This window comes from Azoarcus sp. TTM-91 (assembly GCF_012911025.1).
Classification (GTDB): domain Bacteria; phylum Pseudomonadota; class Gammaproteobacteria; order Burkholderiales; family Rhodocyclaceae; genus Azoarcus.
Map to the genome: position 1 here is coordinate 37,235 of NZ_WUEI01000012.1, position 24,409 is coordinate 61,643.

Genomic DNA, 24,409 nt, shown 5'->3' on the forward strand with positions numbered 1-24,409 from the left:
ACCGACTCCTTAGAGCACTTCAGGCGCCAGCGAGACGATCTTCATGAACCGCTCGGAGCGCAGCTCGCGAGTAACCGGCCCGAAAATACGCGTGCCGATCGGCTCGAGCTTATTGTTCAGGAGAACTGCGGCGTTGTTGTCAAACTTCACCAGCGAACCATCAGGGCGACGCACACCCTTGGCGGTACGAACAACGACGGCGTTATAAACGTCGCCCTTCTTCACACGACCACGCGGCGCAGCATCCTTGATGGTGACCTTGATGATGTCGCCAATGCCGGCATAACGGCGCTTGGAACCACCAAGCACTTTGATGCACATAACCGAACGCGCGCCGGTGTTATCGGCGACATCCAGCCTGGACTGCATTTGAATCATGAATTTATCTCCAACTTATCCCGCGCTGCGGTCAGTCTTGGAACCCGTCAGGGTGGAATGCCCCGAGCGAGCACCGGAGCAAAGATTTAAAAGTATAACAGCTTGACGCCGCAGCGCCAAGCTGTTTTCAAATGCCGGCTCGCGATCCCGAGTTCAGATCACGCGGGCCTTCTCAACGACCCGGGTCACACGCCAGGTCTTGGTACGAGAGAGCGGACGACACTCTTCGATTTCCACCAGATCACCCTGCGCTGCCTCGCCATTCTCCACGTGAGCGTGGTACTTGGCAGAGCGCGTAATGATCTTGCTGTACAGAGGGTGCTTGACTCGCCGCTCAACCAGAACGGTTACCGTCTTATCCATCTTGTCACTGACCACACGCCCCACCAGGGCGCGGCGAACCTTCTGAACTTGCTGCTCGCTCATTGCTGACCCGCCTTCTCACACAGGATGGTCCGGACACGCGCGATGTCGCGACGGACCTTCCCGAGTTGACTCGTGTTACTCAGTTGCTGAGTCGCCAGCTGCATCCGCAGCGAGAACTGGGCCTTCAACAACTCAAGCAACTCCTGGTTCAGTTCTTCTGCGCCTTTGGCGCGGAGTTCACTCGCTTTCATGCTTACCCCACTTGGCGAGTAACGAACACCGTCTCCAGCGGAAGCTTAGCGGCTGCAAGCCGGAATGCCTCACGCGCGAGCGCTTCGTCCACGCCATCCATTTCGTAGAGCACCTTGCCGGGCTGGATCTCAGCGACCCAGTACTCGGGGTTACCCTTACCGTTACCCATCCGAACTTCAGCGGGCTTCTTGGAGATCGGCTTGTCCGGGAAAATCCGGATCCAGATCCGACCACCCCGCTTGATGTGACGGGTCATCGCGCGACGCGCAGACTCAATCTGACGAGCAGTCAGCCGGCCTCGGCCAACCGCCTTGAGCCCGTACTCGCCGAAGCTGACCTTAGCACCGCGCGTAGCAAGCCCGGTGTTACGGCCCTTCTGCTCCTTCCGATACTTTCTTCTCGAGGGCTGCAGCATTATTCACTCCTGCTTTCTTCTTGCCGGCCTTGGCCGTCGCCGCCCCGGCGGGCAGGACGACGACCCGGACGGCCTTCACCGTCACGCGGGGCACCACGGCGACCACGGCGATTGTCGGCCTCAGGCTCGGCGGCCGCCGGCTGCTCGTTGCGACCCAGCATTTCACCCTTGAACACCCAGACCTTGATGCCGATAACACCATAGGTGGTGTGCGCTTCGGAAACACCGTAGTCGATGTTCGCACGCAGGGTGTGCAGCGGAACGCGACCTTCGCGATACCACTCGGTACGAGCGATTTCGGCGCCATTCAGGCGACCGGAACTCATGATCTTGATGCCTTGAGCACCAAGACGCATGGCGTTCTGCATCGCGCGCTTCATGGCGCGGCGGAACATGATGCGCTTCTCGAGCTGCTGGGCGATGGAGTCCGCAATCAACTTCGCATCGATCTCGGGCTTGCGCACTTCCTCGATGTTCACATGAACAGGCACACCCACGATCTTCTGCAGATCGCGCTTCAGCGCCTCAATATCCTCGCCCTTCTTGCCGATAACGACACCCGGACGGGCACTGTAGAGCGTAACGCGCGCATTCTTGGCCGGACGCTCGATGATGACACGGCCAACCGACGCATGCGCCAGGCGCTTCTTCAGATAGTCGCGGACCTTCAGGTCCTCGTGCAGCATCTTCGAGAAATCCTGGCTGGAAGCAAACCAGCGGGAACCCCAATCGCGCGTGACAGCGAGACGGAATCCGGTGGGATGAATTTTCTGACCCATGAATACTCCTTACTCGCCGACAGACACGTAGATGTGGCAGGTGGGCTTGAGAATGCGGTTGCCCCGGCCCTTTGCGCGGGCAGTGAAACGCTTCAGCGTCGCACCTTCTTCCACGTAGATGGTCTTGACCTTTAGCGCATCAATGTCGGCACCGTCGTTGTGCTCGGCATTTGCGATAGCGGATTCGACAACCTTGCGGATGATCTTTGCACCACGCTTGGGGGAGAAAGCGAGGATGTTGAGAGCCTGGTCGACCGACTTGCCTCGCACCAGGTCAGCAACCAGGCGACCCTTTTGGGCCGACAGGCGCACGCCACGGAGAACGGCTTTGGTTTCCATGTCTTCTTACCTCTTCGCTTTCTTGCTGGCGGCGTGACCCTTGAAGGTACGCGTCAGCGCAAATTCACCCAGCTTGTGGCCGACCATGTTTTCGGACACATACACCGGGATGTGCTGACGGCCGTTGTGAACAGCGATCGTCAGGCCGACGAAGTCCGGCAGCACCGTGGAACGACGGGACCAGGTCTTGATCGGACGCTTGTCATTGCTCGCCCGCGCGGCGTCCACCTTCTTGAGGAGGTGCGCGTCGATGAACGGGCCTTTCTTGATAGAACGAGCCATCTGTTACCCCTTAACGCTTGTGACGACGCTGCACGATCATCGTGTCAGTGCGCTTATTGCGGCGAGTACGGTAGCCCTTGGTGGGCTGACCCCACGGGCTGACAGGAACACGACCCTCGCCGGTGCGACCTTCGCCACCACCGTGCGGGTGATCCACCGGGTTCATCGCAACGCCGCGAACAGTCGGACGGATGCCACGCCAGCGGTTAGCACCCGCCTTGCCGATCTTGCGCAGGCTATGCTCTTCGTTACCCACTTCACCAATGGTCGCGCGGCACTCGACGTGCACGCGGCGGATCTCACCGGAGCGCAGACGCAGCTGGGCATACACTCCTTCGCGCGCCAGCAACTGGACGGAGGTGCCAGCAGCACGGGCGAGCTGAGCCCCCTTGCCCGGCATCATTTCGACGCAGTGAATCGTGGAACCCACCGGGATGTTGCGGATCGGCAGGGCGTTGCCCGGCTTGATCGGCGCCTCGGCGCCGCTCACGATCTGCTGACCAACCTCGACACCGCGAGGGGCGATGATGTAGCGGCGCTCGCCATCGGCATAGCAAAGCAGCGCGATGTTCGCAGAGCGGTTAGGGTCATATTCCAGACGCTCGACCTTGGCGACGACGCCATCCTTGTTGCGGCGGAAGTCGATCACCCGATAGTGCTGCTTGTGGCCGCCACCTTGGTGGCGAACAGTCACCCGGCCACCGTTGTTACGGCCCGCGTTCTTGGTCTTCTTCTCGATCAGACCATCGAACGGGCGACCCTTGTGCAGATCGGGGTTGACCACCTTGACCATCGCACGACGGCCAGCGGAAGTCGGCTTGAGTTTTACCAGTGCCATGATCGATTACTCCCCAGCCGCAAAGTTGATTTCCTGGCCAGGCTTCAGACAAACGAAAGCCTTCTTCCAGTCCTTGCGACGGCCGATGGAACGGCCAAAGCGCTTGGTCTTGCCCTTCACATTTGCGATCTGGACCGACTTCACTTCAACCTTGAACAGCAGTTCGACGGCCGCCTTCACTTCAGGCTTGGTCGCGGTAGAGGCCACCTTGAAGATAACCTGCTCGTTCTTCTCGGCGATGAAAGTCGCCTTTTCGGAGATCTGCGGCGCCAGCAGCACCTGCAGCAAACGCTCCTGATTGATTGCGCTCATTGCCAGGCTTCCTCCATCTTCGCCAGCGCGCCCTTGGTCACCAGGACCTTGGGAAAACGAACCAGCGACACCGGATCGGCTTCCTGGACCTCGAGCACCAGAACCTTGTGCAGGTTGCGAGCGGACAGGAACAGGTTCTCGTCGACTTCGTCGGTAATCACCAGCACAGACTCCAGCCCCATGCCCTTCAGCTTCTGGGTCAGGAGACGAGTCTTCGGCGCCTCGACGCTGAAACTCTCCACTACAGCCAGGCGATCTTCACGCGCCAGCTGCGAAAGAATGGAGGCCACGCCAGCCCGATACATCTTGCGATTGACCTTCTGGCTAAAGTTCTCGTCAGGCGAGTTCGGGAAAATCTTGCCGCCACCACGCCACAGCGGGCTGGACGCCATACCGGCACGCGCGTTACCCGTACCCTTCTGGCGGAACGGCTTGCGTGTCGACTTGGAGACTTCGGACCGACCCTTCTGGGCACGATTGCCGGAGCGGGCATTCGCCATATAGGCGGTAACCACCTGATGGATCAGCGCTTCGTTGTAGTCGCGCCCGAACAGGGTATCGGAAGCCTGCAGCGTCGCTGCTGCCTGCCCCTGATCGTTCAAGAGTTTCAATTCCATTGCGTAACTCCCCTTAGGCCTTGACTGCCGGACGAACGACAACGTCACCGCCCTTGGCACCAGGCACCGCCCCCTTGATCAGCAGAAGCTGACGCTCGGCATCCACACGAACCACTTCCAGCCCTTGCGTGGTGCGCTGAGCAGCGCCGTACTGGCCGGCCATGCGCTTACCCGGGAAAACACGCCCCGGATCCTGCGCCATACCGATCGAGCCCGGCGAGTTGTGGGAAATGGAGTTACCGTGGGAAGCACGGTTGGAGGAGAAGTTGTGACGCTTGATCGGACCGGAGAAGCCCTTACCGATCGAGACACCCGTCACATCAACTTTTTGACCAACGGAAAAGATCTCCGCGGAGATGACATCACCCGCTTTGAAACCAGCGAGCTGCTCACCCTCGACACGGAACTCCTTGAGACCTCGGCTCGGCTCGACGCCGGCCTTGGCAAGATGACCCGCCGCGGCTTTAACCAGACGGCTAGCACGACGCTTGCCGAATGCGACCTGAACCGCAGCATAGCCGTCGGATTCAGGCGTCTTGATCTGGGACACGCGATTGTCGGACACGTCAAGCACAGTCACCGGAATGGAACGACCATCCTCGGCAAAAATGCGAGTCATGCCAACCTTGCGTCCAACAAGGCCTAGACTCATTTTTTTCTCCTGATTCCCGGTTGCGATTGACCGGGGTCGCTCAAATTATTGCGCCAATAGGCACAAAGGCCGGATTATACCGGCCTTTTTCAAAATCCCGCAAGCGGACTGCTTACTGGAGCTTGATCTCGACATCCACGCCCGCCGGCAGATCCAACTTCATCAGCGCATCCACCGTCTTATCGGTGGGATCGATGATGTCCATCAGACGTTGATGGGTGCGGATCTCCATCTGATCGCGGGACGTCTTGTTCACGTGCGGCGAACGCAGCAGGTTGAAACGCTCGATACGGGTGGGCAGCGGAACGGGGCCGCGCACAACCGCACCGGTACGCTTCGCAGTCTCGACGATCTCCAGCGCAGACTGGTCGATCAGGCGATAGTCGAAAGCTTTCAGACGGATGCGGATTTTCTGGTTCTGCATGATTTATCCCAAAGAGCGATGAGGCGACACGACGGTCGCCCCGGATAGAAATTACTCGATGATCTTGGCGACGACGCCGGCGCCGACGGTACGGCCGCCTTCGCGGATCGCGAAGCGCAGACCTTCTTCCATGGCGATCGGAGCGATCAGCTTCACGGTGATCGACACGTTGTCACCCGGCATCACCATCTCGGTGCCTTCCGGCAGCGCGATGGAACCGGTCACGTCCGTGGTACGGAAGTAGAACTGCGGACGGTAGTTGTTGAAGAACGGCGTGTGACGACCACCCTCTTCCTTCGACAGCACGTAGATTTCGCCGGTGAAGTGGGTGTGCGGGGTGATGGAGCCCGGCTTGCACAGCACTTGGCCACGCTCCACGTCTTCACGCTTGGTACCGCGCAGCAGCACGCCGACGTTGTCACCTGCCTGACCCTGATCCAGCAGCTTGCGGAACATTTCCACACCGGTGCAGGTGGTCTTGACGGTGGGCTTGATGCCGACGATTTCGATTTCTTCGCCAACCTTCACGATGCCGCGCTCGACACGACCGGTCACCACGGTGCCGCGGCCGGAGATCGAGAACACGTCTTCGATCGGCAGCAGGAAGGGCTTGTCGATGGCACGTTCCGGGGTCGGGATGTAGCTATCCAGGGCGTCGGCCAGACGGAAGATCGCCGGCTCACCGATGTCGGACTGATCACCTTCCAGCGCCTTCAGCGCGGAACCCTTGACGATGGGAATGTCGTCGCCCGGGAAGTCGTACTTGGACAGCAGCTCGCGCACTTCCATTTCGACCAGCTCGAGCAGCTCTTCGTCGTCGACCATGTCGCACTTGTTCAGGAAGACGATGATGTACGGCACACCGACCTGGCGAGCCAGCAGGATGTGCTCGCGCGTCTGCGGCATCGGGCCATCAGCGGCCGAGCACACCAGGATCGCGCCGTCCATCTGCGCCGCACCCGTAATCATGTTCTTCACGTAGTCGGCGTGCCCCGGGCAATCCACGTGGGCATAGTGGCGCGTGGCCGTCTCGTACTCGACGTGCGCGGTGTTGATCGTGATGCCGCGAGCCTTCTCTTCCGGCGCCGCATCGATCTGATCGTAGGCCTTCGCCTCGCCACCGAACTTCTTCGACAGAATCGTCGTGATCGCCGCCGTCAGCGTCGTCTTGCCGTGGTCAACGTGGCCGATCGTGCCTACGTTCACGTGCGGCTTCGTCCGCTCAAACTTACCCTTAGCCATTGCTCTTCCTCGTAGCTCTTAGTTATTACTTGCGATTGTTGATGACTGCTTCGGCGACACTCTTGGGCGCCTCGGAGTAGTGCTTGAACTCCATGGAGTAGGTCGCGCGCCCCTGCGACAGCGAGCGCAACTGGGTCGCGTAGCCGAACATCTCGGCCAGCGGCACCTCGGCCTTGATCTCCTTCATGCCGCCAGGAAGGTCGTCCATACCCTGGACGATGCCGCGACGCCCGGAAAGATCGCCCATGACGTTACCCATGTAGTCTTCCGGCGTTTCAACCACGACAGCCATCATCGGCTCAAGCAGCACCGGGTTGGCCTTGCGCATCGCATCCTTGAACGCCATGGACGCGGCCATCTTGAAGGCGTTTTCGTTCGAGTCCACATCGTGGTAAGAGCCATCGAACAGCGTAACTTTCACATCCACCACCGGGAAGCCGGCCAACACGCCGTTCGGCAGAGTATCCTGCAGCCCCTTGTCGACCGCGGGAATGTACTCGCGCGGGACCACGCCGCCCTTGATGGCGTCAACGAACTCGTAACCCTTGCCGGTCTCGTTCGGCTCCAGCTTGATCCAGACGTGACCGTACTGACCACGGCCACCGGACTGCTTGACGAACTTGCCTTCCTGCTCGACCGACTTGCGGATCGCTTCGCGGTAGGCGACCTGAGGCGCGCCGACGTTCGCCTCGACGTTGAACTCACGCTTCATGCGGTCAACGATGATCTCGAGGTGCAGTTCGCCCATGCCGGAAATGATGGTCTGACCAGACTCTTCGTCGGTGCGCACACGGAAAGACGGATCTTCCGCAGCCAGACGACCCAGCGCGATACCCATCTTCTCTTGGTCACTCTTGGTCTTCGGCTCGACGGCCACGTGAATGACTGGATCGGGGAATACCATGCGCTCCAGGATGATTGGCGCAGAGGGATCGCACAGGGTCTCGCCGGTGGTCACCTCCTTCAAGCCAACGCAGGCGGCGATGTCGCCGGCCAGCACTTCCTTGATTTCCTCGCGTTCATTGGCGTGCATCTGCAGGATGCGGCCGATGCGCTCCTTCTTGCCCTTGACTGAGTTCAGCACGGTTTCGCCAGAGCTCAGCACACCGGAGTAGACGCGCACGAAGGTGAGTTGCCCCACGAACGGGTCGGTCATCAGCTTGAACGCCAGCGCCGAGAACTTCTCGCCGTCATCCGCCTTGCGCACCACTTCCACTTCATTGTCATCAGTACCCGCGACAGGCGGAATATCCACAGGCGAAGGCAGGAACTCGATGACCGCGTCCAGCATCCGCTGCACGCCCTTGTTTTTGAACGCAGTACCGCACAGCATGGGCTGGATCTCACACGCGATCGTGCGCGTACGCAGACCGAGCTTGATCTGGTCCTCGGAAAGCTCGCCGTTCTCGAGATAGGTGTTCATGAGTTCTTCGGAAGCCTCGGCGGCCGCCTCGACCATCTGCTCGCGCCAAGACTCGGCATCAGCCTGCAACTCCGAAGGGATGTCGCGGTACTCGAACTTCATGCCCTGGGAAGCCTCATCCCAGATGATCGCCTTCATCTTGATCAGGTCGACGACGCCGGTGAACGTGTCTTCTGCCCCGATGGGGATCACGATAGGAACAGGATTCGCCTTCAGGCGTGCCTTCATCTGGTCCACGACCTTGAAGAAGTTGGCACCAGAGCGGTCCATCTTGTTCACGAAAGCAAGGCGAGGAACCTTGTACTTGGTCGCCTGGCGCCACACCGTCTCGGACTGAGGCTGCACGCCACCCACGGCGCAATACACCATGCAGGCACCGTCCAGCACCCGCATGGAGCGCTCGACTTCGATAGTGAAGTCAACGTGCCCCGGCGTGTCGATGATGTTGAAGCGATGCTCCGGCAGGGAGAGATCCATGCCCTTCCAGAAGCAGGTGGTCGCAGCGGAGGTGATGGTGATGCCACGCTCCTGCTCCTGCGCCATCCAGTCCATGGTCGCAGCGCCATCGTGCACTTCACCGATCTTGTGATTCACACCGGTGTAATAGAGGATGCGCTCGGTCGTAGTCGTCTTGCCGGCGTCGATGTGAGCGGAGATACCGATGTTGCGGTAGCGCTCGATAGGAGTCTTGCGAGCCACGATACTATTCCTGCCTTGGAGAGATCCCGCGGAAGCCGCGCCGATCTGATTATTGCGTTACAAAACAATCGAGCCCTTCGCAGGGCCCGATATACCGCTCACTAGACAAATCAGAAGCGGTAATGCGAGAACGCCTTGTTGGCCTCGGCCATACGATGCACTTCTTCGCGCTTCTTCATCGCGGCGCCCCGACCTTCAGCCGCCTCGAGCAACTCACCCGCCAGGCGCTGGGCCATCGACTTCTCAGCCCGCTTGCGGGCCGCTTCGCGCAGCCAGCGCATGGACAGCGCCATGCGACGGGAAGGACGAACCTCGACCGGCACCTGGTAGTTGGCACCACCAACGCGGCGGCTCTTCACTTCCACCACAGGCTTGACGTTCGCAACCGCGGCGGCAAAAACCTCCAGCGGATCCTTGCTGGCCTTGCTGGTGATGTGCTCGAACGCACCATAGACAATGCGCTCGGCGACGGATTTCTTGCCCGCCTGCATGATCACATTGATAAACTTGGAAACATCCTGAGAGCCGAACTTCGGATCAGGCAGGACTTCACGCTTGGGTACTTCACGACGACGCGGCATGACAACCTCTCGCTAATTTTTTGCCGACAATCAGGCTTTCTTCGGGCGCTTGGCGCCGTACTTGGAGCGCGATTGCTTCCGGTCCTTGACACCCTGCAAGTCTAGGGAGCCACGCACGATGTGGTAACGCACACCCGGCAAGTCCTTTACACGGCCACCGCGAATCAGGACCACGGAGTGCTCCTGCAGGTTGTGACCCTCGCCGCCGATGTAGGAGATGACCTCGAAACCGTTGGTCAGACGAACCTTCGCTACCTTACGCAGCGCCGAGTTCGGCTTCTTCGGAGTCGTGGTATAGACGCGGGTGCAGACACCACGCTTCTGCGGGCAAGCCTCCAGCGCAGGCACCTTGCTCTTGGTGACCTCCATCTGCCGCGGCTTGCGGACCAGCTGATTGATTGTTGGCATAGCTTAAGAATTTCCCAAAAAACCGAGGCAGCCCACCACGGGCCGCCTCGGGCGGTTTATTCCGGCTGCGACTGACTACGATTGGTCAGTCCACAAAAAGAGGCCGGATTTTAGGCCGGAGACAAAACGAAAGTCAACTCGCCTGAATGTCCTGCGGCGCTTCGACAACAGGTTCCACCGGAGCCCATGCGTGCTCGGCGCCAAGATCGTCGCCCTGAGCCTGCGACTTGCGGCTGCGGTGATAGGCCAAGCCGGTACCCGCCGGGATCAGGCGACCAACGATAACGTTCTCCTTCAGACCGCGGAGTTCGTCGCGTTTGCCCATGATCGCGGCTTCCGTCAACACGCGGGTCGTTTCCTGGAAGGAAGCCGCGGAGATGAAGGAGTCGGTGGACAGCGAGGCCTTGGTGATGCCCAGCAGCACGTTCTCGTACTGAGCCGGCAGCTTACCTTCCGCGTTGATGCGATCGTTTTCGTCCAGCACTTCGGAACGCTCGACCTGCTCTTCGCGGATGAACTTGGTGTCGCCCGGGTCGGTGATCACAACGCGGCGCAGCATCTGGCGAACAATCACTTCGATGTGCTTGTCGTTGATCTTCACACCTTGCAGACGGTACACGTCCTGCACTTCGTCGATGATGTAACGGGCCAATTCGCCGATACCCTGCAGGCGCAGGATGTCGTGCGGATCGGCTGGGCCGTCGACGATGAGCTCGCCCTTGTTCACTACCTGACCGTCGTGGACCATCAGGTGCTTGTCCTTCGGGATCAGGAATTCGTGCACCGTACCGTCCGGCTCGGTGATCACCAGGCGCTGCTTGCCCTTGGTGTCCTTGCCGAAGGAAACGGTACCGGTGTACTCGGCCAGCAGCCCTGCATCCTTGGGCGAACGGGCTTCGAACAACTCGGCAACACGCGGCAGACCACCGGTAATGTCGCGGGTCTTGGCGGATTCCTGCGGAATACGTGCAAGCACATCGCCCACGCTCACCTGCTGGCCGTCCTTCACGGTGATCAGCGATCCCACCTGGAAGGTGATGGTCACCGGGTGATCCGTACCCGTGATCTTCACCTCCTGGCCTTGCTCGTCGAACAGCTTCACCTGCGGGCGCACGCCCTTGGCGGAGCCCGAGCTGGAGCGGCGCTTGGAGTCGATGACCACCAGCGTCGACAGACCAGTCACTTCGTCGATCTGCTTGGCGACGGTGGCGCCCTCTTCCACATTCTCGAACTTCACGATACCGCTGTATTCGGTAACGATAGGACGGGTGTGCGGATCCCAACTGGCCAGCTGCGCACCAGCCTTGACGGTTGCGCCGTCATCCACCGCCAGCGTGGCGCCGTACGGCAGTTTGTGACGCTCGCGCTCGCGGCCCATGTCGTCGGCGACCACCAGTTCGGCCGAGCGGGCGATGACCACCTTCTCGCCCTTCGGGTTGGAGACGTAGCGCATGTTGCCGGCGAAGCGGATGGTACCGGCCGACTTGGCCTCGACACCACTGGCAGCCGCGGCCCGGGATGCCGCGCCACCGACGTGGAAGGTACGCATCGTCAGCTGGGTGCCCGGCTCGCCGATCGACTGCGCAGCGATCACACCGACCGCCTCGCCTGCGTTGACCATGCTGCCGCGGCCCAGGTCACGGCCGTAGCACTTGGCGCACAGACCGTAACGGGTTTCGCAGGTCAGCGGCGTACGGACCTTGACCTCGTCCACCCCCAGGCTTTCGATCAGTTCAACCGCGTCTTCGTCCAGCAGCGTGCCGGCCTCGATGGCGGTTTCCTGGGTATCCGGGTTGACGACGTCCTCGGCGCAGACACGGCCCAGGATGCGCTCGCGCAGCGGTTCGACGACTTCCCCGCCCTCGATCAGGGCCTTCATGTTGAAGCCTTCACGCGTGCCGCAATCGTCCTCGATAACCACCAGATCCTGCGTCACGTCCACCAGACGACGAGTCAGGTAGCCGGAGTTCGCGGTCTTCAGCGCGGTATCGGCCAGGCCCTTACGGGCGCCGTGCGTCGAGATGAAGTACTGCAGAACGTTCAGACCTTCACGGAAGTTGGTGGTGATCGGCGTTTCGATGATCGAGCCGTCAGGCTTGGCCATCAGGCCCCGCATGCCGGCCAGCTGGCGGATCTGGGCGGCGGAACCCCGCGCGCCGGAGTCGGCCATCATGTAGATGGAGTTGAAGGACTCCTGCTTGACCGTCGAGCCTTCGCGGTTGGTCACCTCCTCCTGGCCCAGCTGCTCCATCATCGCCTTCGCCACCTGGTCGCCGCAGCGGCCCCAGATATCGACGACCTTGTTGTAGCGCTCACCGTCGGTCACCAGACCGGAGGTGTATTGCTGGGCGATCTCCTTTACCTCGGACTCGGCCGCGCGGATCAGGTCTTCCTTCAGGTTCGGAACCAGCATGTCCTTCACCGCGATGGAAATGCCGGCACGCGTCGCCAGACGGTAGCCGAACTGCATCAGCTGATCAGCGAAGATCACCGTCGCGCGCAGACCGCAACGGCGGAAGGACGCGTTGATCAGCTTGGAGATTTCCTTCTTCTTCAGCGGCTTGTCGATAACGCTGAACGGCAGGCCGGCCGGCAGGATCTCCGACAGGATGGCACGGCCGGCGGTGGTGTTGTGGCGCACCACGCGCTCCAGGCGCTCGCCCTCGGGACCGCGATCAAATTCCTTCAGACGCACGGTCACCCGGGCGTGCAGCGAAATCTGGCCGGATTCGTAGGCGCGCTTCACCTCGCCTACGTCGGCGAACAGCATGCCTTCGCCCGGTACGTTCACCCCCTCGCGGGTGGCGTAGTACAGACCCAGCACGATGTCCTGCGACGGCACGATGATGGGATCGCCGTTGGCGGGCGACAGCACGTTGTTGGAGGCCAGCATCAGCGTGCGGGCTTCCATCTGCGCTTCCAGCGACAGGGGAACGTGGACCGCCATCTGGTCGCCGTCGAAGTCGGCGTTGAAGGCCACGCAGACCAGCGGGTGCAGCTGGATCGCCTTGCCTTCGATCAGCACCGGCTCGAAAGCCTGGATGCCGAGACGGTGCAGGGTCGGTGCGCGGTTCAGCATCACCGGATGCTCGCGGATCACCTCTTCCAGGATGTCCCAAACCACGGGCTCTTGGGACTCCACCATCTTCTTCGCCTGCTTGATGGTCGTAGCCAGTCCCATCAGTTCCAGCTTGTTGAAGATGAAGGGCTTGAACAGTTCCAGCGCCATCAGCTTCGGCAGGCCGCACTGGTGCAACTTGAGCTGCGGGCCCACGGTAATGACGGAACGGCCGGAGTAGTCGACGCGCTTGCCCAGCAGGTTCTGACGGAAACGACCGCCCTTGCCCTTGATCATGTCGGCCAGCGACTTCAGCGGACGCTTGTTGGCACCGGTCATCGCCTTCCCGCGACGGCCGTTGTCAAGCAGGGAGTCCACCGACTCCTGCAGCATGCGCTTCTCGTTGCGGACGATGATGTCCGGCGCCTTCAGTTCCAGCAGCCGCTTCAGGCGGTTGTTCCGGTTGATGACGCGGCGGTAGAGGTCGTTCAGGTCAGAGGTAGCGAAACGGCCGCCGTCCAGCGGCACCAGCGGGCGCAGGTCCGGCGGCAGCACCGGCAGCACTTCCAGGATCATCCATTCCGGCTTGATGCCGGACTGCTGGAAAGCCTCCAGCACCTTCAGGCGCTTGGAGAACTTCTTGATCTTGGCTTCGGAGTTGGTGGTTTCGAGGTCGCCACGCAACTTTTCGATCTCGAGGTTCACGTCCAGCGTGCGCAACAACTCACGAATGCCTTCGGCGCCCATCACTGCGTCGAAGTCGTCACCGTATTCCTCGACCTTCGCGAGGTAGTCGTCCTCAGTCAGCAACTGAGCACGGTTGAGCGGGGTCATGCCGGGCTCGACGACGACAAAGGCTTCGAAATACAGCACGCGCTCGATGTCGCGCAGGGTCATGTCCAACACCATGCCAAGACGGCTGGGCAGGCTCTTCAGGAACCAGATGTGGGCAACGACGCTGGCGAGTTCGATGTGCCCCATGCGCTCGCGGCGCACCTTGGACAGGGTCACCTCGACGCCGCACTTCTCGCAGATCACGCCGCGATGCTTCAGGCGCTTGTACTTGCCGCAGAGGCACTCGTAGTCCTTCACCGGCCCGAAGATCTTGGCGCAGAACAGGCCATCGCGCTCGGGCTTGAAGGTACGGTAGTTGATCGTCTCCGGCTTCTTGACTTCGCCATAGGACCACGACCGGATCTTGTCCGGCGAGGCGAGGCCGATCGTAATCGCTTCGAACTCTTCCTCGTTCGGCAGGGTTTGCTTGAACAGGTCAGCGAGCAGGCTCTTCATGTATCACTCCATCCGGCACATGCGGGTTGCGCAATGTGCGGGTTCAATCGCGGTCCAGATCGATGTCGATCGCCAGGGAACGAATTTCCTTCACCAGCACGTTGAAGGACTCGGGCATCCCAGAGTCGATCTTGTGTTCGCCCTTGACGATGTTTTCGTACACCTTGGTACGGCCGGTAACGTCGTCCGACTTGACCGTCAACATCTCCTGCAAGGTATATGCCGCGCCGTAAGCCTCGAGCGCCCACACTTCCATTTCCCCGAAACGCTGGCCGCCGAACTGCGCCTTGCCGCCCAGCGGCTGCTGCGTCACCAGCGAGTACGGGCCGGTGGAGCGCGCATGCATCTTGTCATCGACCAAGTGGTGCAGCTTCAGCACGTGCTTGTAGCCCACGGTGACCTTGCGCTCGAAGGGCTCGCCAGTGCGACCGTCAAATAGCGTCACCTGGCCGCCGACCGGGAGGCCGGCCAGTTCCAGCATCTTGGAGATCTCTTCTTCCTTGGCTCCATCGAACACCGGGGTCGCGAACGGTACGCCCTTCTTCAGGTTCGAGGCCAGTTCGACGACGTCCTCGTCGCTGAACCCGGAGAAGTCTTCCGGCTTGCCGCTGCCGTTGTAGATCTCCTCCAGCAGGCCGCGGACTTCACTGGCGGCTGCATTCGCACGCAGCATCTTGTCCAGGCGCTGGCCCAGGCCCTTGGCCGCCCAGCCAAGGTGGGTTTCCAGGATCTGACCGATGTTCATCCGCGAGGGCACGCCCAGCGGGTTCAGCACGATGTCGACCGGCGTGCCGTCTTCCATATAAGGCATGTCTTCGACCGGAACGATCTTGGACACCACACCCTTGTTGCCGTGACGGCCGGCCATCTTGTCGCCCGGCTGCAGGCGGCGCTTCACCGCCAGGTACACCTTGACCATCTTCTGCACGCCCGGGGGCAGCTCATCGCCCTGGGTGAGCTTCTTCTTCTTGATCTCGAAGGCCTGTTCGAAGTCCTTGCGGGTCTTTTCCAGGCCTTCACGGATGGCTTCGAGCTGGATCGCCAGCTCTTCGTCCGCCATGCGAATGTCGAACCAGTGATAGGGCTCCAGCGTGTCCAAGTATTCGACGGTGATCGCAGTACCCTTGCTCAGCTTCTTCGGACCTCCGTTGGCCTTCTGGCCAACAATCATGCGCTGGATACGCGCGAAGGCGTCCCGCTCCACGATGCGCATCTGGTCGGCCAGATCGGTTTTGAAGCTGCGCAGCTGATCGTCGATGATGGACTGGGCGCGCTTGTCGCGCTCGATGCCCTCGCGGGTGAAGACCTGCACGTCGATGACAGTGCCAGTCATGCCGGACGGGACGCGCAGCGAAGTGTCCTTAACGTCGGAAGCCTTCTCGCCGAAGATCGCGCGCAGCAGCTTCTCCTCCGGCGTCAGCTGGGTTTCTCCCTTGGGCGTGACCTTGCCGACCAGCACGTCGCCGGCTTCGACTTCGGCACCGATGTAGACAATGCCGGACTCGTCCAGACGGGACAGTTGGGCTTCGCCCAGCGACGCGATGTCGCGGGTGATTTCCTCAGGCCCCAGCTTGGTATCGCGCGCGACGACGGTCAGTTCCTCGATGTGGATCGAGGTGAAGCGATCATCGGCAACCACGCGCTCGGAGATCAGGATCGAGTCTTCGAAGTTGTAGCCATTCCAGGGCATGAACGCGACCAGCATGTTCTGGCCGAGCGCCAGTTCGCCCAGATCGGTGGAGGCACCGTCGGCAATCACATCGCCCTTGGCGATGCGGTCGCCCACCTTCACCACCGGACGCTGGTTGATGTTGGTGTTCTGGTTGGAACGGGTGTACTTGATCATGTTGTAGATGTCGACGCCGACTTCACCCGCAAGGGTTTCGGCATCGTTCACCCGCACCACGATACGCTGGGCATCGACGTAGTCGACCAGGCCGCCACGCTTCGCCTGCACCGCGGTGCCCGAGTCCACTGCCACGGTGCGCTCGATGCCGGTGCCGACCAACGGCTTCTCCGGACGCAGGCAGGGAACCGCCTGACGTTGCATGTTGGCGCCCATCAACGCACGGTTGGCGTCGTCGTGCTCAAGGAACGGAATCAGCGAGGCTGCGACAGACACGATCTGACCCGGCGCCACATCCATGTACTGGACCTGGTCGGCACTCGCCAACGTAAATTCGCCCTTGTGGCGGCAAGAGATGAGATCGCCTTCCAAAGTGCCGCCGCCGCCGATCTCAGCGTTCGCCTGCGCGATCACGTACTGGCCTTCCTCAATCGCCGACAGGAAGTCGATCTGATCGGTGACCTTGCCATCCGCCACCTTGCGATATGGCGTCTCGAGGAAGCCGTGACGGTTGGTGCGGGCGTACACCGCCAGCGAGTTGATCAGACCGATGTTCGGGCCTTCCGGCGTCTCGATCGGGCACACCCGGCCGTAATGGGTCGGGTGTACGTCACGAACTTCGAAGCCAGCACGTTCGCGGGTCAGACCGCCCGGGCCAAGCGCGGAAACGCGGCGCTTATGGGTGATCTCGGACAGCGGATTGGTCTGGTCCATGAACTGGGAGAGCTGGCTGGAGCCGAAGAACTCCTTGATCGCGGCCGAGATGGGCTTGGCGTTGATCAGGTCATGCGGCATCAGGTTGTCAGACTCAGCCTGGGACAGACGCTCCTTCACCGCACGCTCGACACGGACCAGGCCGGCACGGAACTGGTTCTCGGCCAGTTCGCCAACGGACCGCACCCGACGGTTCCCCAGGTGGTCGATATCGTCGATCTCGCCGCGGCCGTTGCGCAGTTCAACCAACACGCCGATCACGGCCAGGATGTCTTCGTTGGCCAGCACGCCGACACCTTCCTCGCCGTGGGGACCGACCTTCTCATAGAAACGTTTCAGCCAGCCCGGCGCCTTGTCGTCGATCTTCTCGGGATAGGCACGACGGTTGAACTTCATGCGGCCGACGGAGGACAGGTCATAGCGTTCTTCCGCGTAGAACAACCCCTGGAACAGGGCTTCCACCGCGTCCTCGGTGGGCGGCTCGCCCGGACGCATCATGCGGTAGATCGCGACCTTGGCAGCCCACTGGTCGGCCGTTTCGTCGATACGCAGCGTCTGCGAGATGTAGCCGCCGCGGTCGAGGTCATTGATGTAGAGGGTCTGCAGGTCGACAACGCGGGCGTCGCGCAGCTTGCCGAGTAGATCTTCGGTGATCTCGTCGTTGGCACGGGCGACCAGTTCGCCGGTTTCCGCGTCCACAACGTTCTTGGCAATCACACGACCGAGCATGAAGTCGTCCGGCACCGCAATGGTCTTGACGCCGGCTTGATCCAGTTCACGGATATGCTTGGCGGTGATGCGCTTGTCGCGCGCCACGATCACCTTGCCATCCGGCGTCACGATGTCGAAGCGGGCCACTTCGCCACGCAGGCGATCCGGCACCAGTTCGAACTGCGCACCTTCGGGCGCCAGTTGGAAGGCATCGAAGTCGTGGAAGGTCTCGAGGATCTCTTCCGGCGTCATCCCGATGGAGCGCAGCAGGATGGTCACCGGCATCTTGCGCCGACGGTCGACGCGGAAGTACAGGTAATCCTTGGGATCGAACTCGAAGTCCAACCAGGAGCCACGGTAGGGAATGATGCGGGCGGAGAACAGCAGCTTGCCGGAGGAGTGGGTCTTGCCACGGTCGTGCTCGAAGAACACGCCCGGAGAACGGTGCAGCTGGGAAACGATCACCCGCTCAGTGCCGTTGATGACGAAGGAGCCGGTGTCCGTCATGAGCGGAATCTCGCCCATATAGACTTCCTGCTCCTTCACCTCCTTGATGGTTTCCTTGGGCGCTTCACGGTCCATGATGACCAGGCGGACGCGCGCGCGCAGCGGCGACGCGAAGGTCAGACCGCGCTGTTGGCATTCCTTCACATCGAACGCCGGCTCGCCCAGCATGTACTGGACGAACTCCAGCCGGGCGTTGCCGCTATGGCTGGAGATCGGGAAAATCGAGGTGAACGCCGCTTGCAGGCCCTGGTTGTGCCGCGTTTCAGGCAACGTTTCCGCTTGCAGGAACGAGGCGAACGACTCGATTTGGGTGGCGAGCAGGAAAGGCGCATCGAGCACGGCCGCGCGCTTGGCGAAGCTCTTGCGGATACGCTTCTTCTCAGTGTAGGAATACGCCATGAATGCTCCGGCTAGAGGTCGAACTTCGAAAAGACAGAACACAGCGCCCGCGGTTGCCTAGATATCTGAAAAAAACTGCAACACTTCTAGGGACGCTTTGTTCTGGCTTCATGCTTCAGTACAAAGCACGAAAGGGCTGGCACCCCTAGGAGCGCCAGCCCTGCTGGAAAGGCGAGTATTACTTGATCTCGACCTTGGCGCCAGCGTCTTCCAGTTGCTTCTTCAGCGCGTCGGCGTCGGCCTTGGACACGCCCTCCTTCACGGCCTTCGGCGCGCCGTCGACGACGTCCTTGGCTTCCTTCAGGCCCAGACCGGTGGCGGCACGGACGACCTTGATGACTTCGACCTTCTTCTCGCCAGCGGCGGTCAGGATCACGTCGAACTCGGTCTTCTCTTCAGCGGCCGGAGCAGCAGCACCGCCGGCACCCGGAGCAGCCACTGCCAGGGAGGCTGCCGACACGCCAAACTTCTCTTCGAACGCCTTGACCAGGTCGTTCAGTTCCATAACGGTCATCGCGCCAACGGCTTCGAGGATGTCTTCTTTGCTGATAGCCATATCAAATCACTCCAAAATCGAAACTATTCTGAAAACTGTAGTGCCTGAGGCTCAGGCAGCCACGCCTTCTTCCTCGCGCTTCTTGGCGAGGGCGGCGAGAGCACCTGCGAAGCCGGAAACCGGCGCCTGCATGACACCCAGCAGCGTGGCGAGCAACTCTTCGCGGCTCGGGATCGAAGCGAGCGCCTGCACGCCGGCCTTGTCGAGCGTCTTGCCCGCATAGGAACCGGCCTTCAGCACCAGCTTGTCATTACCCTTCGCAAAGTCATTGAGCACCTTGGCAGCGGCAACCGGATCTTCCGAAATGCCATAGATCAGCGGACCGGTAAGCTGGTCAGCCAGATCGGCAAACGGGGTATCGGCGATCGCACGACGCACCAGAGTGTTCTTCAGCACACGCAAGTAAACGCCAGACTCGCGGGCCTTTGCACGCAGCGTGGTGAGATCGCCCACCGCGATGCCGCGATACTCGGCCACCGCGATGGTCTGGGCGTTGGCCACTTGTGCCGACACCTCTGCCACTACGGCTTTCTTGTCATCGAGATTGAGACCCATGGGTCCTTCCTCCTTTCAAGTCCACACACGAACCACTGTTAGCGGTTCGCACCCACGGCGACCTGGATCAGGAGAGCGGCCTTGCTTCAGCCAATCCTGTTCTGGGCACACCGTCTGCGCAGGCGTCACCGGGACAATTAAGCGGCCACCGAAGCGGCAGCACCTGCGGTCTTTGACGATCCACGCCCGCGCCTAAGCCCAAGCGTGTCCCAAAGTTCTGTATTTCCCGCCTCAGGCGGAAACGGTACTCGTTTCAACGCGAACGCCACTGCCCATGGTGCTGGACAGTGCGATACGGCGCAGATACACGCCCTTGGCTGCGGCCGGACGTGCCTTCACCAGAGCATCAACGAAAGCGTTGAGATTCTGCTGCAGCGCTTCGACGCCAAAGGAAGCGCGGCCGATGGTGGCGTGAACCAGGCCAGCCTTGTCGGTACGGTACTGAACCTGACCAGCCTTGGCATTCTTGACGGCAGTGGTGACATCCATGGTCACAGTACCGACCTTCGGGTTCGGCATCAGACCACGCGGGCCGAGGATCTGTCCCAACTGCCCCACCACGCGCATGGCATCCGGCGTAGCGATGCAGAGGTCAAACGCGATGTTGCCAGCCTTCACCTGCTCGGCGAGATCGTCGAACCCGACGACATCCGCACCAGCGGCACGAGCGGCCTCAGCCTTGTCACCCTGGGCGAACACGGCCACGCGCACCGTCTTGCCGGTACCCGCCGGCAGCACGACGGAACCCCGAACGACCTGATCCGACTTACGCGCGTCAACGCCGAGATTGATGGCGATGTCGATCGACTCATCGAACTTGGCAGTCGCGCATTCCTTCACCAGCGCCAGCGCCTCGGCTACAGGGTAAGCACGGTTACGGTCGATCTTGGCGCGGAGCGCCTGAACACGCTTGGAAACTTTCGCCATGATTAAAGGCCCTCCACGGTGATGCCCATGCTGCGAGCGGAACCGGCGATGGTACGCACGGCGGCCTCCAAGTCGGCAGCGGTAAGGTCAGGCATCTTGCCCTTGGCGATCTCTTCGACCTGAGCACGGCTGATCGAACCGACCTTGTCGGTATGGGGCTTCGGCGAACCCTTCTGGACACCGGCCGCCTTCTTGATCAGGACGGTCGCCGGCGGCGTCTTCATGATGAATGTGAAGCTCTTGTCCGCGAACGCAGTAATCACCACCGGAATCGGCAGACCCGGCTCCATGCCCTGAGTCTTGGCATTGAAGGCCTTGCAGAATTCCATGATGTTCAGACCACGCTGACCCAGCGCGGGGCCGATCGGGGGGCTGGGGTTGGCCTTGCCGGCCGGCACCTGCAGCTTAATGTAGCCAATGATTTTCTTTGCCATTGCGGCACACTCCTTGATTGAGTCCTAGCGCGCCGGCGTGAACCGACGCTCCTCCATTTACCCGCGTCAACGGGCAAAAAGCGGGCACTCACGTGCCCGCCTCATCAACCTCAGGTCTTCTCGACCTGGGCGAAATCCAATTCCACTGGCGTCGCCCGACCAAAAATGGTCACGGAAACACGCAGCTTGCTCTTCTCATAGTTCACATCTTCGACGGAACCATGGAAGTCGGTAAACGGACCTTCCTTCACGCGAACCACCTCTCCAGTCTCGAAGAGAACCTTGGGACGCGGCTTGTCCACACCCTCTTGCATTTGCTGCATGATTTTCTCGACCTCCTTCTCGGAGATCGGGGTGGGCTTATTGGCGGTACCGCCAACGAAACCCGTGACCTTGGATGTCGACTTCACCAAGTGCCAGCTTTCGTCGTTCATCTCCATCTCCACGAGCACATAGCCCGGAAAGAACTTACGCTCGGAGATGCTTTTCTGACCGCCCTTCATTTCCACGACTTCTTCGACCGGAACCAGAATCTGGCCGAAGAAATCCTGCATGCCAGCCCGCGCGATGCGATCAACCAACGCCCGCTGAACCGACTTTTCGAAGCCCGAATAGGCGTGAACCACGTACCAGCGCTTCGCCATGATCATTTCCAACCCAGAACGAGGTCGTACAGCACCCACTCCAGGCTCTTGTCCGTCAGCCACAGAAAGATCGCCATCACAACCACGAAGGCGAACACCAAGCCCGTCGTCTGAACGGTTTCCTTACGACTGGGCCATACGACTTTCTTTGTCTCGACTACAGCTTCGCGAGCAAACTCGACAAAGCGACGCCCCGGCTCAGAGAACCAAGCCACGGAGACACCAGCACCCAGACCGGCCAGAACCGACAGGACACGCAGCACCAAGGGCTGCTCGGAGAGCAGATAGAAGCCGACTACGCCGGCCGCGACCAGCGCCAAAGCCAGCGCGAACTTCAACTTATCGGCCATCGGAACAATGACTTCCGGATAATTTGGCAGGGGCAGAGGGAATCGAACCCCCAACCTTCGGTTTTGGAGACCGACGCTCTGCCAATTGAGCTATGCCCCTGCAGCAGAGACTACAAAGCGCACCCCTGTGGGTGCGCTTCCCCATCAAACAATCGCTTGGCGATTACTCGATGATCTTGGCGACGACGCCGGCGCCGACGGTACGGCCGCCTTCGCGGATCGCGAAGCGCAGACCTTCTTCCATGGCGATCGGAGCGATCAGCTTCACGGTGATCGACACGTTGTCACCCGGCATCACCATCTCGGTGCCTTCCGGCAGCGCGATGGAACCGGTCACGTCCGTGGTACGGAAGTAGAACTGCGGACGGTAGTTGTTGAAGAACGGCGTGTGACGACCACCCTCTTCCTTCGACAGCACGTAGATTTCGCCGGTGAAGTGGGTGTGCGGGGTGATGGAGCCCGGCTTGCACAGCACTTGGCCACGCTCCACGTCTTCACGCTTGGTACCGCGCAGCAGCACGCCGACGTTGTCACCTGCCTGACCCTGATCCAGCAGCTTGCGGAACATTTCCACACCGGTGCAGGTGGTCTTGACGGTGGGCTTGATGCCGACGATTTCGATTTCTTCGCCAACCTTCACGATGCCGCGCTCGACACGACCGGTCACCACGGTGCCGCGGCCGGAGATCGAGAACACGTCTTCGATCGGCAGCAGGAAGGGCTTGTCGATGGCACGTTCCGGGGTCGGGATGTAGCTATCCAGGGCGTCGGCCAGACGGAAGATCGCCGGCTCACCGATGTCGGACTGATCACCTTCCAGCGCCTTCAGCGCGGAACCCTTGACGATGGGAATGTCGTCGCCCGGGAAGTCGTACTTGGACAGCAGCTCGCGCACTTCCATTTCGACCAGCTCGAGCAGCTCTTCGTCGTCGACCATGTCGCACTTGTTCAGGAAGACGATGATGTACGGCACACCGACCTGGCGAGCCAGCAGGATGTGCTCGCGCGTCTGCGGCATCGGGCCATCAGCGGCCGAGCACACCAGGATCGCGCCGTCCATCTGCGCCGCACCCGTAATCATGTTCTTCACGTAGTCGGCGTGCCCCGGGCAATCCACGTGGGCATAGTGGCGCGTGGCCGTCTCGTACTCGACGTGCGCGGTGTTGATCGTGATGCCGCGAGCCTTCTCTTCCGGCGCCGCATCGATCTGATCGTAGGCCTTCGCCTCGCCACCGAACTTCTTCGACAGAATCGTCGTGATCGCCGCCGTCAGCGTCGTCTTGCCGTGGTCAACGTGGCCGATCGTGCCTACGTTCACGTGCGGCTTCGTCCGCTCAAACTTACCTTTCGCCATATCGACACCCTTAAATCAGAATCAGAAAGCCGGACTGGGGGACTAACGCCACCCGCCCGGCCAGGCAGAAAATGAGTGGTGCCCATGACGTGGATTGAACACGTGGCCTCTCCCTTACCAAGGGAGTGCTCTACCACTGAGCTACATGGGCTCCGAAACTGCACTTGGAGCGGGTGAAGGGAATCGAACCCTCGTCGTAAGCTTGGAAGGCTTCTGCTCTACCATTGAGCTACACCCGCTTCACTTGAACACGACTTGCAGCCGACTCGCATCAACCGCCGCCGACCGCGAGAACAACACAGCGGAACGACAAAACTACTGGTGGAGGGGGAAGGATTCGAACCTTCGAAGGCAGTGCCGTCAGATTTACAGTCTGATCCCTTTGACCGCTCGGGAACCCCTCCAAGCGAGAAGCGCCGCACTATAGAGGCATCAGAAAACTTTGTCAAACTCTTGCTGCGATCTTTTTCGCTGGGATCAAAGCGGGCGCTCCTTCAGCGACAACGCAGTGGTGTTCTTGATCGCCTGCAGCACGAAACTGGACTTCACGTTTGCCACGCCCTCCTGCTTCAGCAGCCTGTCCATCAGGAAGCGGGAGAAGTGCTCCAAGTCATCCGCCACCACCTGTAGCAGGTAGTCCATATCCCCGGTCAGGGCGAAACAGCCCAGCACCTCGGGCCAGGAAGAGACCGCTGCATGGAAGGCCTGGATCTGACTATCCCTCCGTTTCTCCAGGGTCACGGTGACATAGGCCTGCAGGCCCAAGCCCAGCTTGGCGGCATCGAGCAGCGCGACATAGCGCTTGATAACGCCGCTTTCCTCCAGTTGCTTTACCCGCCGCAGGCAGGGCGAAGGCGAAAGCGAAACCCGTTGCGCCAGATCGGCGTTGCTGAGGCGTCCGTCCTGCTGCAGTGCCTCCAGAATCTTGAGGTCGATACGATCCATCTTCAAAACCACCTTTCGCGCAATGAACTGCCGAAATTTATGCACCAGCCAGACCATTTCGCAAGCGAATTGCCGAGCCCTGAGCCTAAGCTTGCTCTCCATACCTACACCA

Annotated in this window: 26 protein-coding genes and 4 tRNA genes; all 30 read right to left on the minus strand. The window is 60.9% G+C overall.

Going from position 1 to position 24,409, the window contains the following annotated elements; translation table 11 throughout:
* Window positions 1–9: 9 nt before the first annotated feature.
* Window positions 10–378: a 50S ribosomal protein L14 gene (rplN, locus tag GRF61_RS05680; RefSeq protein ID WP_133590458.1), complete on the minus strand. Its 369-nt coding sequence runs from the start codon at window positions 376–378 to the stop codon at window positions 10–12.
* Between the two features lie 153 nt (window positions 379–531).
* Window positions 532–804, minus strand: a complete 273-nt coding sequence (gene rpsQ, locus GRF61_RS05685; RefSeq protein WP_169149730.1) for a 30S ribosomal protein S17 — start codon at window positions 802–804, stop codon at window positions 532–534.
* Window positions 801–995, minus strand: coding sequence for a 50S ribosomal protein L29 (rpmC, locus tag GRF61_RS05690; RefSeq protein WP_169149731.1), 195 nt, complete (start codon window positions 993–995; stop codon window positions 801–803). Before rpmC ends, rpsQ begins: the two co-directional genes overlap by 4 nt.
* Before the next feature lie 2 nt (window positions 996–997).
* A complete protein-coding gene (gene rplP, locus GRF61_RS05695) occupies window positions 998–1,411 on the minus strand; it encodes a 50S ribosomal protein L16 (protein ID WP_133590464.1) in 414 nt (137 codons plus the stop codon).
* Window positions 1,411–2,190 carry a 30S ribosomal protein S3 gene (gene rpsC, locus GRF61_RS05700; protein WP_169149732.1) on the minus strand — a complete coding sequence of 260 codons (780 nt, stop codon included), beginning with the start codon at window positions 2,188–2,190 and terminating at the stop codon, window positions 1,411–1,413. Before rpsC ends, rplP begins: the two co-directional genes overlap by 1 nt.
* Window positions 2,191–2,199: 9 nt before the next feature.
* Entirely contained in the window at window positions 2,200–2,529 is a 330-nt protein-coding gene (gene rplV / locus GRF61_RS05705) for a 50S ribosomal protein L22 (RefSeq protein WP_133590468.1), read from the minus strand.
* A gap of 6 nt (window positions 2,530–2,535) precedes the next feature.
* On the minus strand, window positions 2,536–2,811 hold the full coding sequence (gene rpsS, locus GRF61_RS05710) for a 30S ribosomal protein S19 (protein WP_011767136.1): 276 nt from the start codon (window positions 2,809–2,811) through the stop codon (window positions 2,536–2,538).
* A gap of 10 nt (window positions 2,812–2,821) precedes the next feature.
* Entirely contained in the window at window positions 2,822–3,649 is an 828-nt protein-coding gene (gene rplB / locus GRF61_RS05715; RefSeq protein ID WP_169149733.1) for a 50S ribosomal protein L2, read from the minus strand.
* Window positions 3,650–3,655: 6 nt separating this feature from the next.
* Window positions 3,656–3,952 carry a 50S ribosomal protein L23 gene (gene rplW / locus GRF61_RS05720; RefSeq protein ID WP_348982353.1) on the minus strand — a complete coding sequence of 99 codons (297 nt, stop codon included), beginning with the start codon at window positions 3,950–3,952 and terminating at the stop codon, window positions 3,656–3,658.
* A gap of 5 nt (window positions 3,953–3,957) precedes the next feature.
* Window positions 3,958–4,578 (minus strand): 50S ribosomal protein L4, encoded by a 621-nt coding sequence (gene rplD, locus GRF61_RS05725; RefSeq protein WP_169149735.1) that lies wholly within the window; start codon window positions 4,576–4,578, stop codon window positions 3,958–3,960.
* Window positions 4,579–4,591: 13 nt separating this feature from the next.
* A complete protein-coding gene (gene rplC, locus GRF61_RS05730) occupies window positions 4,592–5,230 on the minus strand; it encodes a 50S ribosomal protein L3 (RefSeq protein ID WP_133590476.1) in 639 nt (212 codons plus the stop codon).
* 112 nt (window positions 5,231–5,342) lie between these two features.
* Window positions 5,343–5,654, minus strand: coding sequence for a 30S ribosomal protein S10 (rpsJ, locus tag GRF61_RS05735; protein ID WP_169149736.1), 312 nt, complete (start codon window positions 5,652–5,654; stop codon window positions 5,343–5,345).
* A gap of 51 nt (window positions 5,655–5,705) precedes the next feature.
* The gene (gene tuf, locus GRF61_RS05740) at window positions 5,706–6,896 is read right to left on the minus strand and encodes an elongation factor Tu (protein WP_133590480.1); all 1,191 of its coding nucleotides are present in this window, start codon (window positions 6,894–6,896) and stop codon (window positions 5,706–5,708) included.
* Window positions 6,897–6,921: 25 nt separating this feature from the next.
* Window positions 6,922–9,018, minus strand: a complete 2,097-nt coding sequence (fusA, locus tag GRF61_RS05745) for an elongation factor G (RefSeq protein ID WP_169149737.1) — start codon at window positions 9,016–9,018, stop codon at window positions 6,922–6,924.
* A gap of 110 nt (window positions 9,019–9,128) precedes the next feature.
* Complete coding sequence (rpsG, locus tag GRF61_RS05750; protein WP_133590484.1) at window positions 9,129–9,599, minus strand: 30S ribosomal protein S7; 471 nt, start codon at window positions 9,597–9,599, stop codon at window positions 9,129–9,131.
* 30 nt (window positions 9,600–9,629) lie between these two features.
* Window positions 9,630–10,007 carry a 30S ribosomal protein S12 gene (gene rpsL, locus GRF61_RS05755; protein ID WP_133590486.1) on the minus strand — a complete coding sequence of 126 codons (378 nt, stop codon included), beginning with the start codon at window positions 10,005–10,007 and terminating at the stop codon, window positions 9,630–9,632.
* Window positions 10,008–10,140: 133 nt separating this feature from the next.
* Window positions 10,141–14,355, minus strand: a complete 4,215-nt coding sequence (gene rpoC, locus GRF61_RS05760) for a DNA-directed RNA polymerase subunit beta' (RefSeq protein ID WP_169149738.1) — start codon at window positions 14,353–14,355, stop codon at window positions 10,141–10,143.
* 43 nt (window positions 14,356–14,398) lie between these two features.
* Window positions 14,399–18,532: a DNA-directed RNA polymerase subunit beta gene (gene rpoB / locus GRF61_RS05765; RefSeq protein ID WP_169149739.1), complete on the minus strand. Its 4,134-nt coding sequence runs from the start codon at window positions 18,530–18,532 to the stop codon at window positions 14,399–14,401.
* Window positions 18,533–18,710: 178 nt separating this feature from the next.
* A complete protein-coding gene (rplL, locus tag GRF61_RS05770) occupies window positions 18,711–19,088 on the minus strand; it encodes a 50S ribosomal protein L7/L12 (RefSeq protein ID WP_169149740.1) in 378 nt (125 codons plus the stop codon).
* 51 nt (window positions 19,089–19,139) lie between these two features.
* A complete protein-coding gene (rplJ, locus tag GRF61_RS05775) occupies window positions 19,140–19,643 on the minus strand; it encodes a 50S ribosomal protein L10 (protein WP_169149741.1) in 504 nt (167 codons plus the stop codon).
* Between the two features lie 231 nt (window positions 19,644–19,874).
* Window positions 19,875–20,570: a 50S ribosomal protein L1 gene (gene rplA / locus GRF61_RS05780; RefSeq protein WP_169149742.1), complete on the minus strand. Its 696-nt coding sequence runs from the start codon at window positions 20,568–20,570 to the stop codon at window positions 19,875–19,877.
* A gap of 2 nt (window positions 20,571–20,572) precedes the next feature.
* Complete coding sequence (gene rplK, locus GRF61_RS05785; protein WP_133590498.1) at window positions 20,573–21,004, minus strand: 50S ribosomal protein L11; 432 nt, start codon at window positions 21,002–21,004, stop codon at window positions 20,573–20,575.
* 110 nt (window positions 21,005–21,114) lie between these two features.
* On the minus strand, window positions 21,115–21,648 hold the full coding sequence (gene nusG / locus GRF61_RS05790; RefSeq protein ID WP_133590500.1) for a transcription termination/antitermination protein NusG: 534 nt from the start codon (window positions 21,646–21,648) through the stop codon (window positions 21,115–21,117).
* Window positions 21,649–21,650: 2 nt separating this feature from the next.
* Window positions 21,651–21,998, minus strand: coding sequence for a preprotein translocase subunit SecE (gene secE, locus GRF61_RS05795; protein ID WP_169149743.1), 348 nt, complete (start codon window positions 21,996–21,998; stop codon window positions 21,651–21,653).
* A gap of 24 nt (window positions 21,999–22,022) precedes the next feature.
* Window positions 22,023–22,098, minus strand: a tRNA-Trp gene (locus GRF61_RS05800).
* A 63-nt stretch (window positions 22,099–22,161) separates the two neighbouring features.
* Window positions 22,162–23,352: an elongation factor Tu gene (gene tuf / locus GRF61_RS05805; protein WP_133590480.1), complete on the minus strand. Its 1,191-nt coding sequence runs from the start codon at window positions 23,350–23,352 to the stop codon at window positions 22,162–22,164.
* A 76-nt stretch (window positions 23,353–23,428) separates the two neighbouring features.
* Window positions 23,429–23,503 (minus strand) — tRNA-Thr (locus GRF61_RS05810).
* Between the two features lie 14 nt (window positions 23,504–23,517).
* Window positions 23,518–23,591: transfer RNA gene (locus GRF61_RS05815), tRNA-Gly, on the minus strand.
* An 80-nt stretch (window positions 23,592–23,671) separates the two neighbouring features.
* Window positions 23,672–23,756 (minus strand) — tRNA-Tyr (locus tag GRF61_RS05820).
* Between the two features lie 73 nt (window positions 23,757–23,829).
* Entirely contained in the window at window positions 23,830–24,399 is a 570-nt protein-coding gene (locus GRF61_RS05825) for an Lrp/AsnC family transcriptional regulator (protein ID WP_248281123.1), read from the minus strand.
* Window positions 24,400–24,409: the final 10 nt, after the last annotated feature.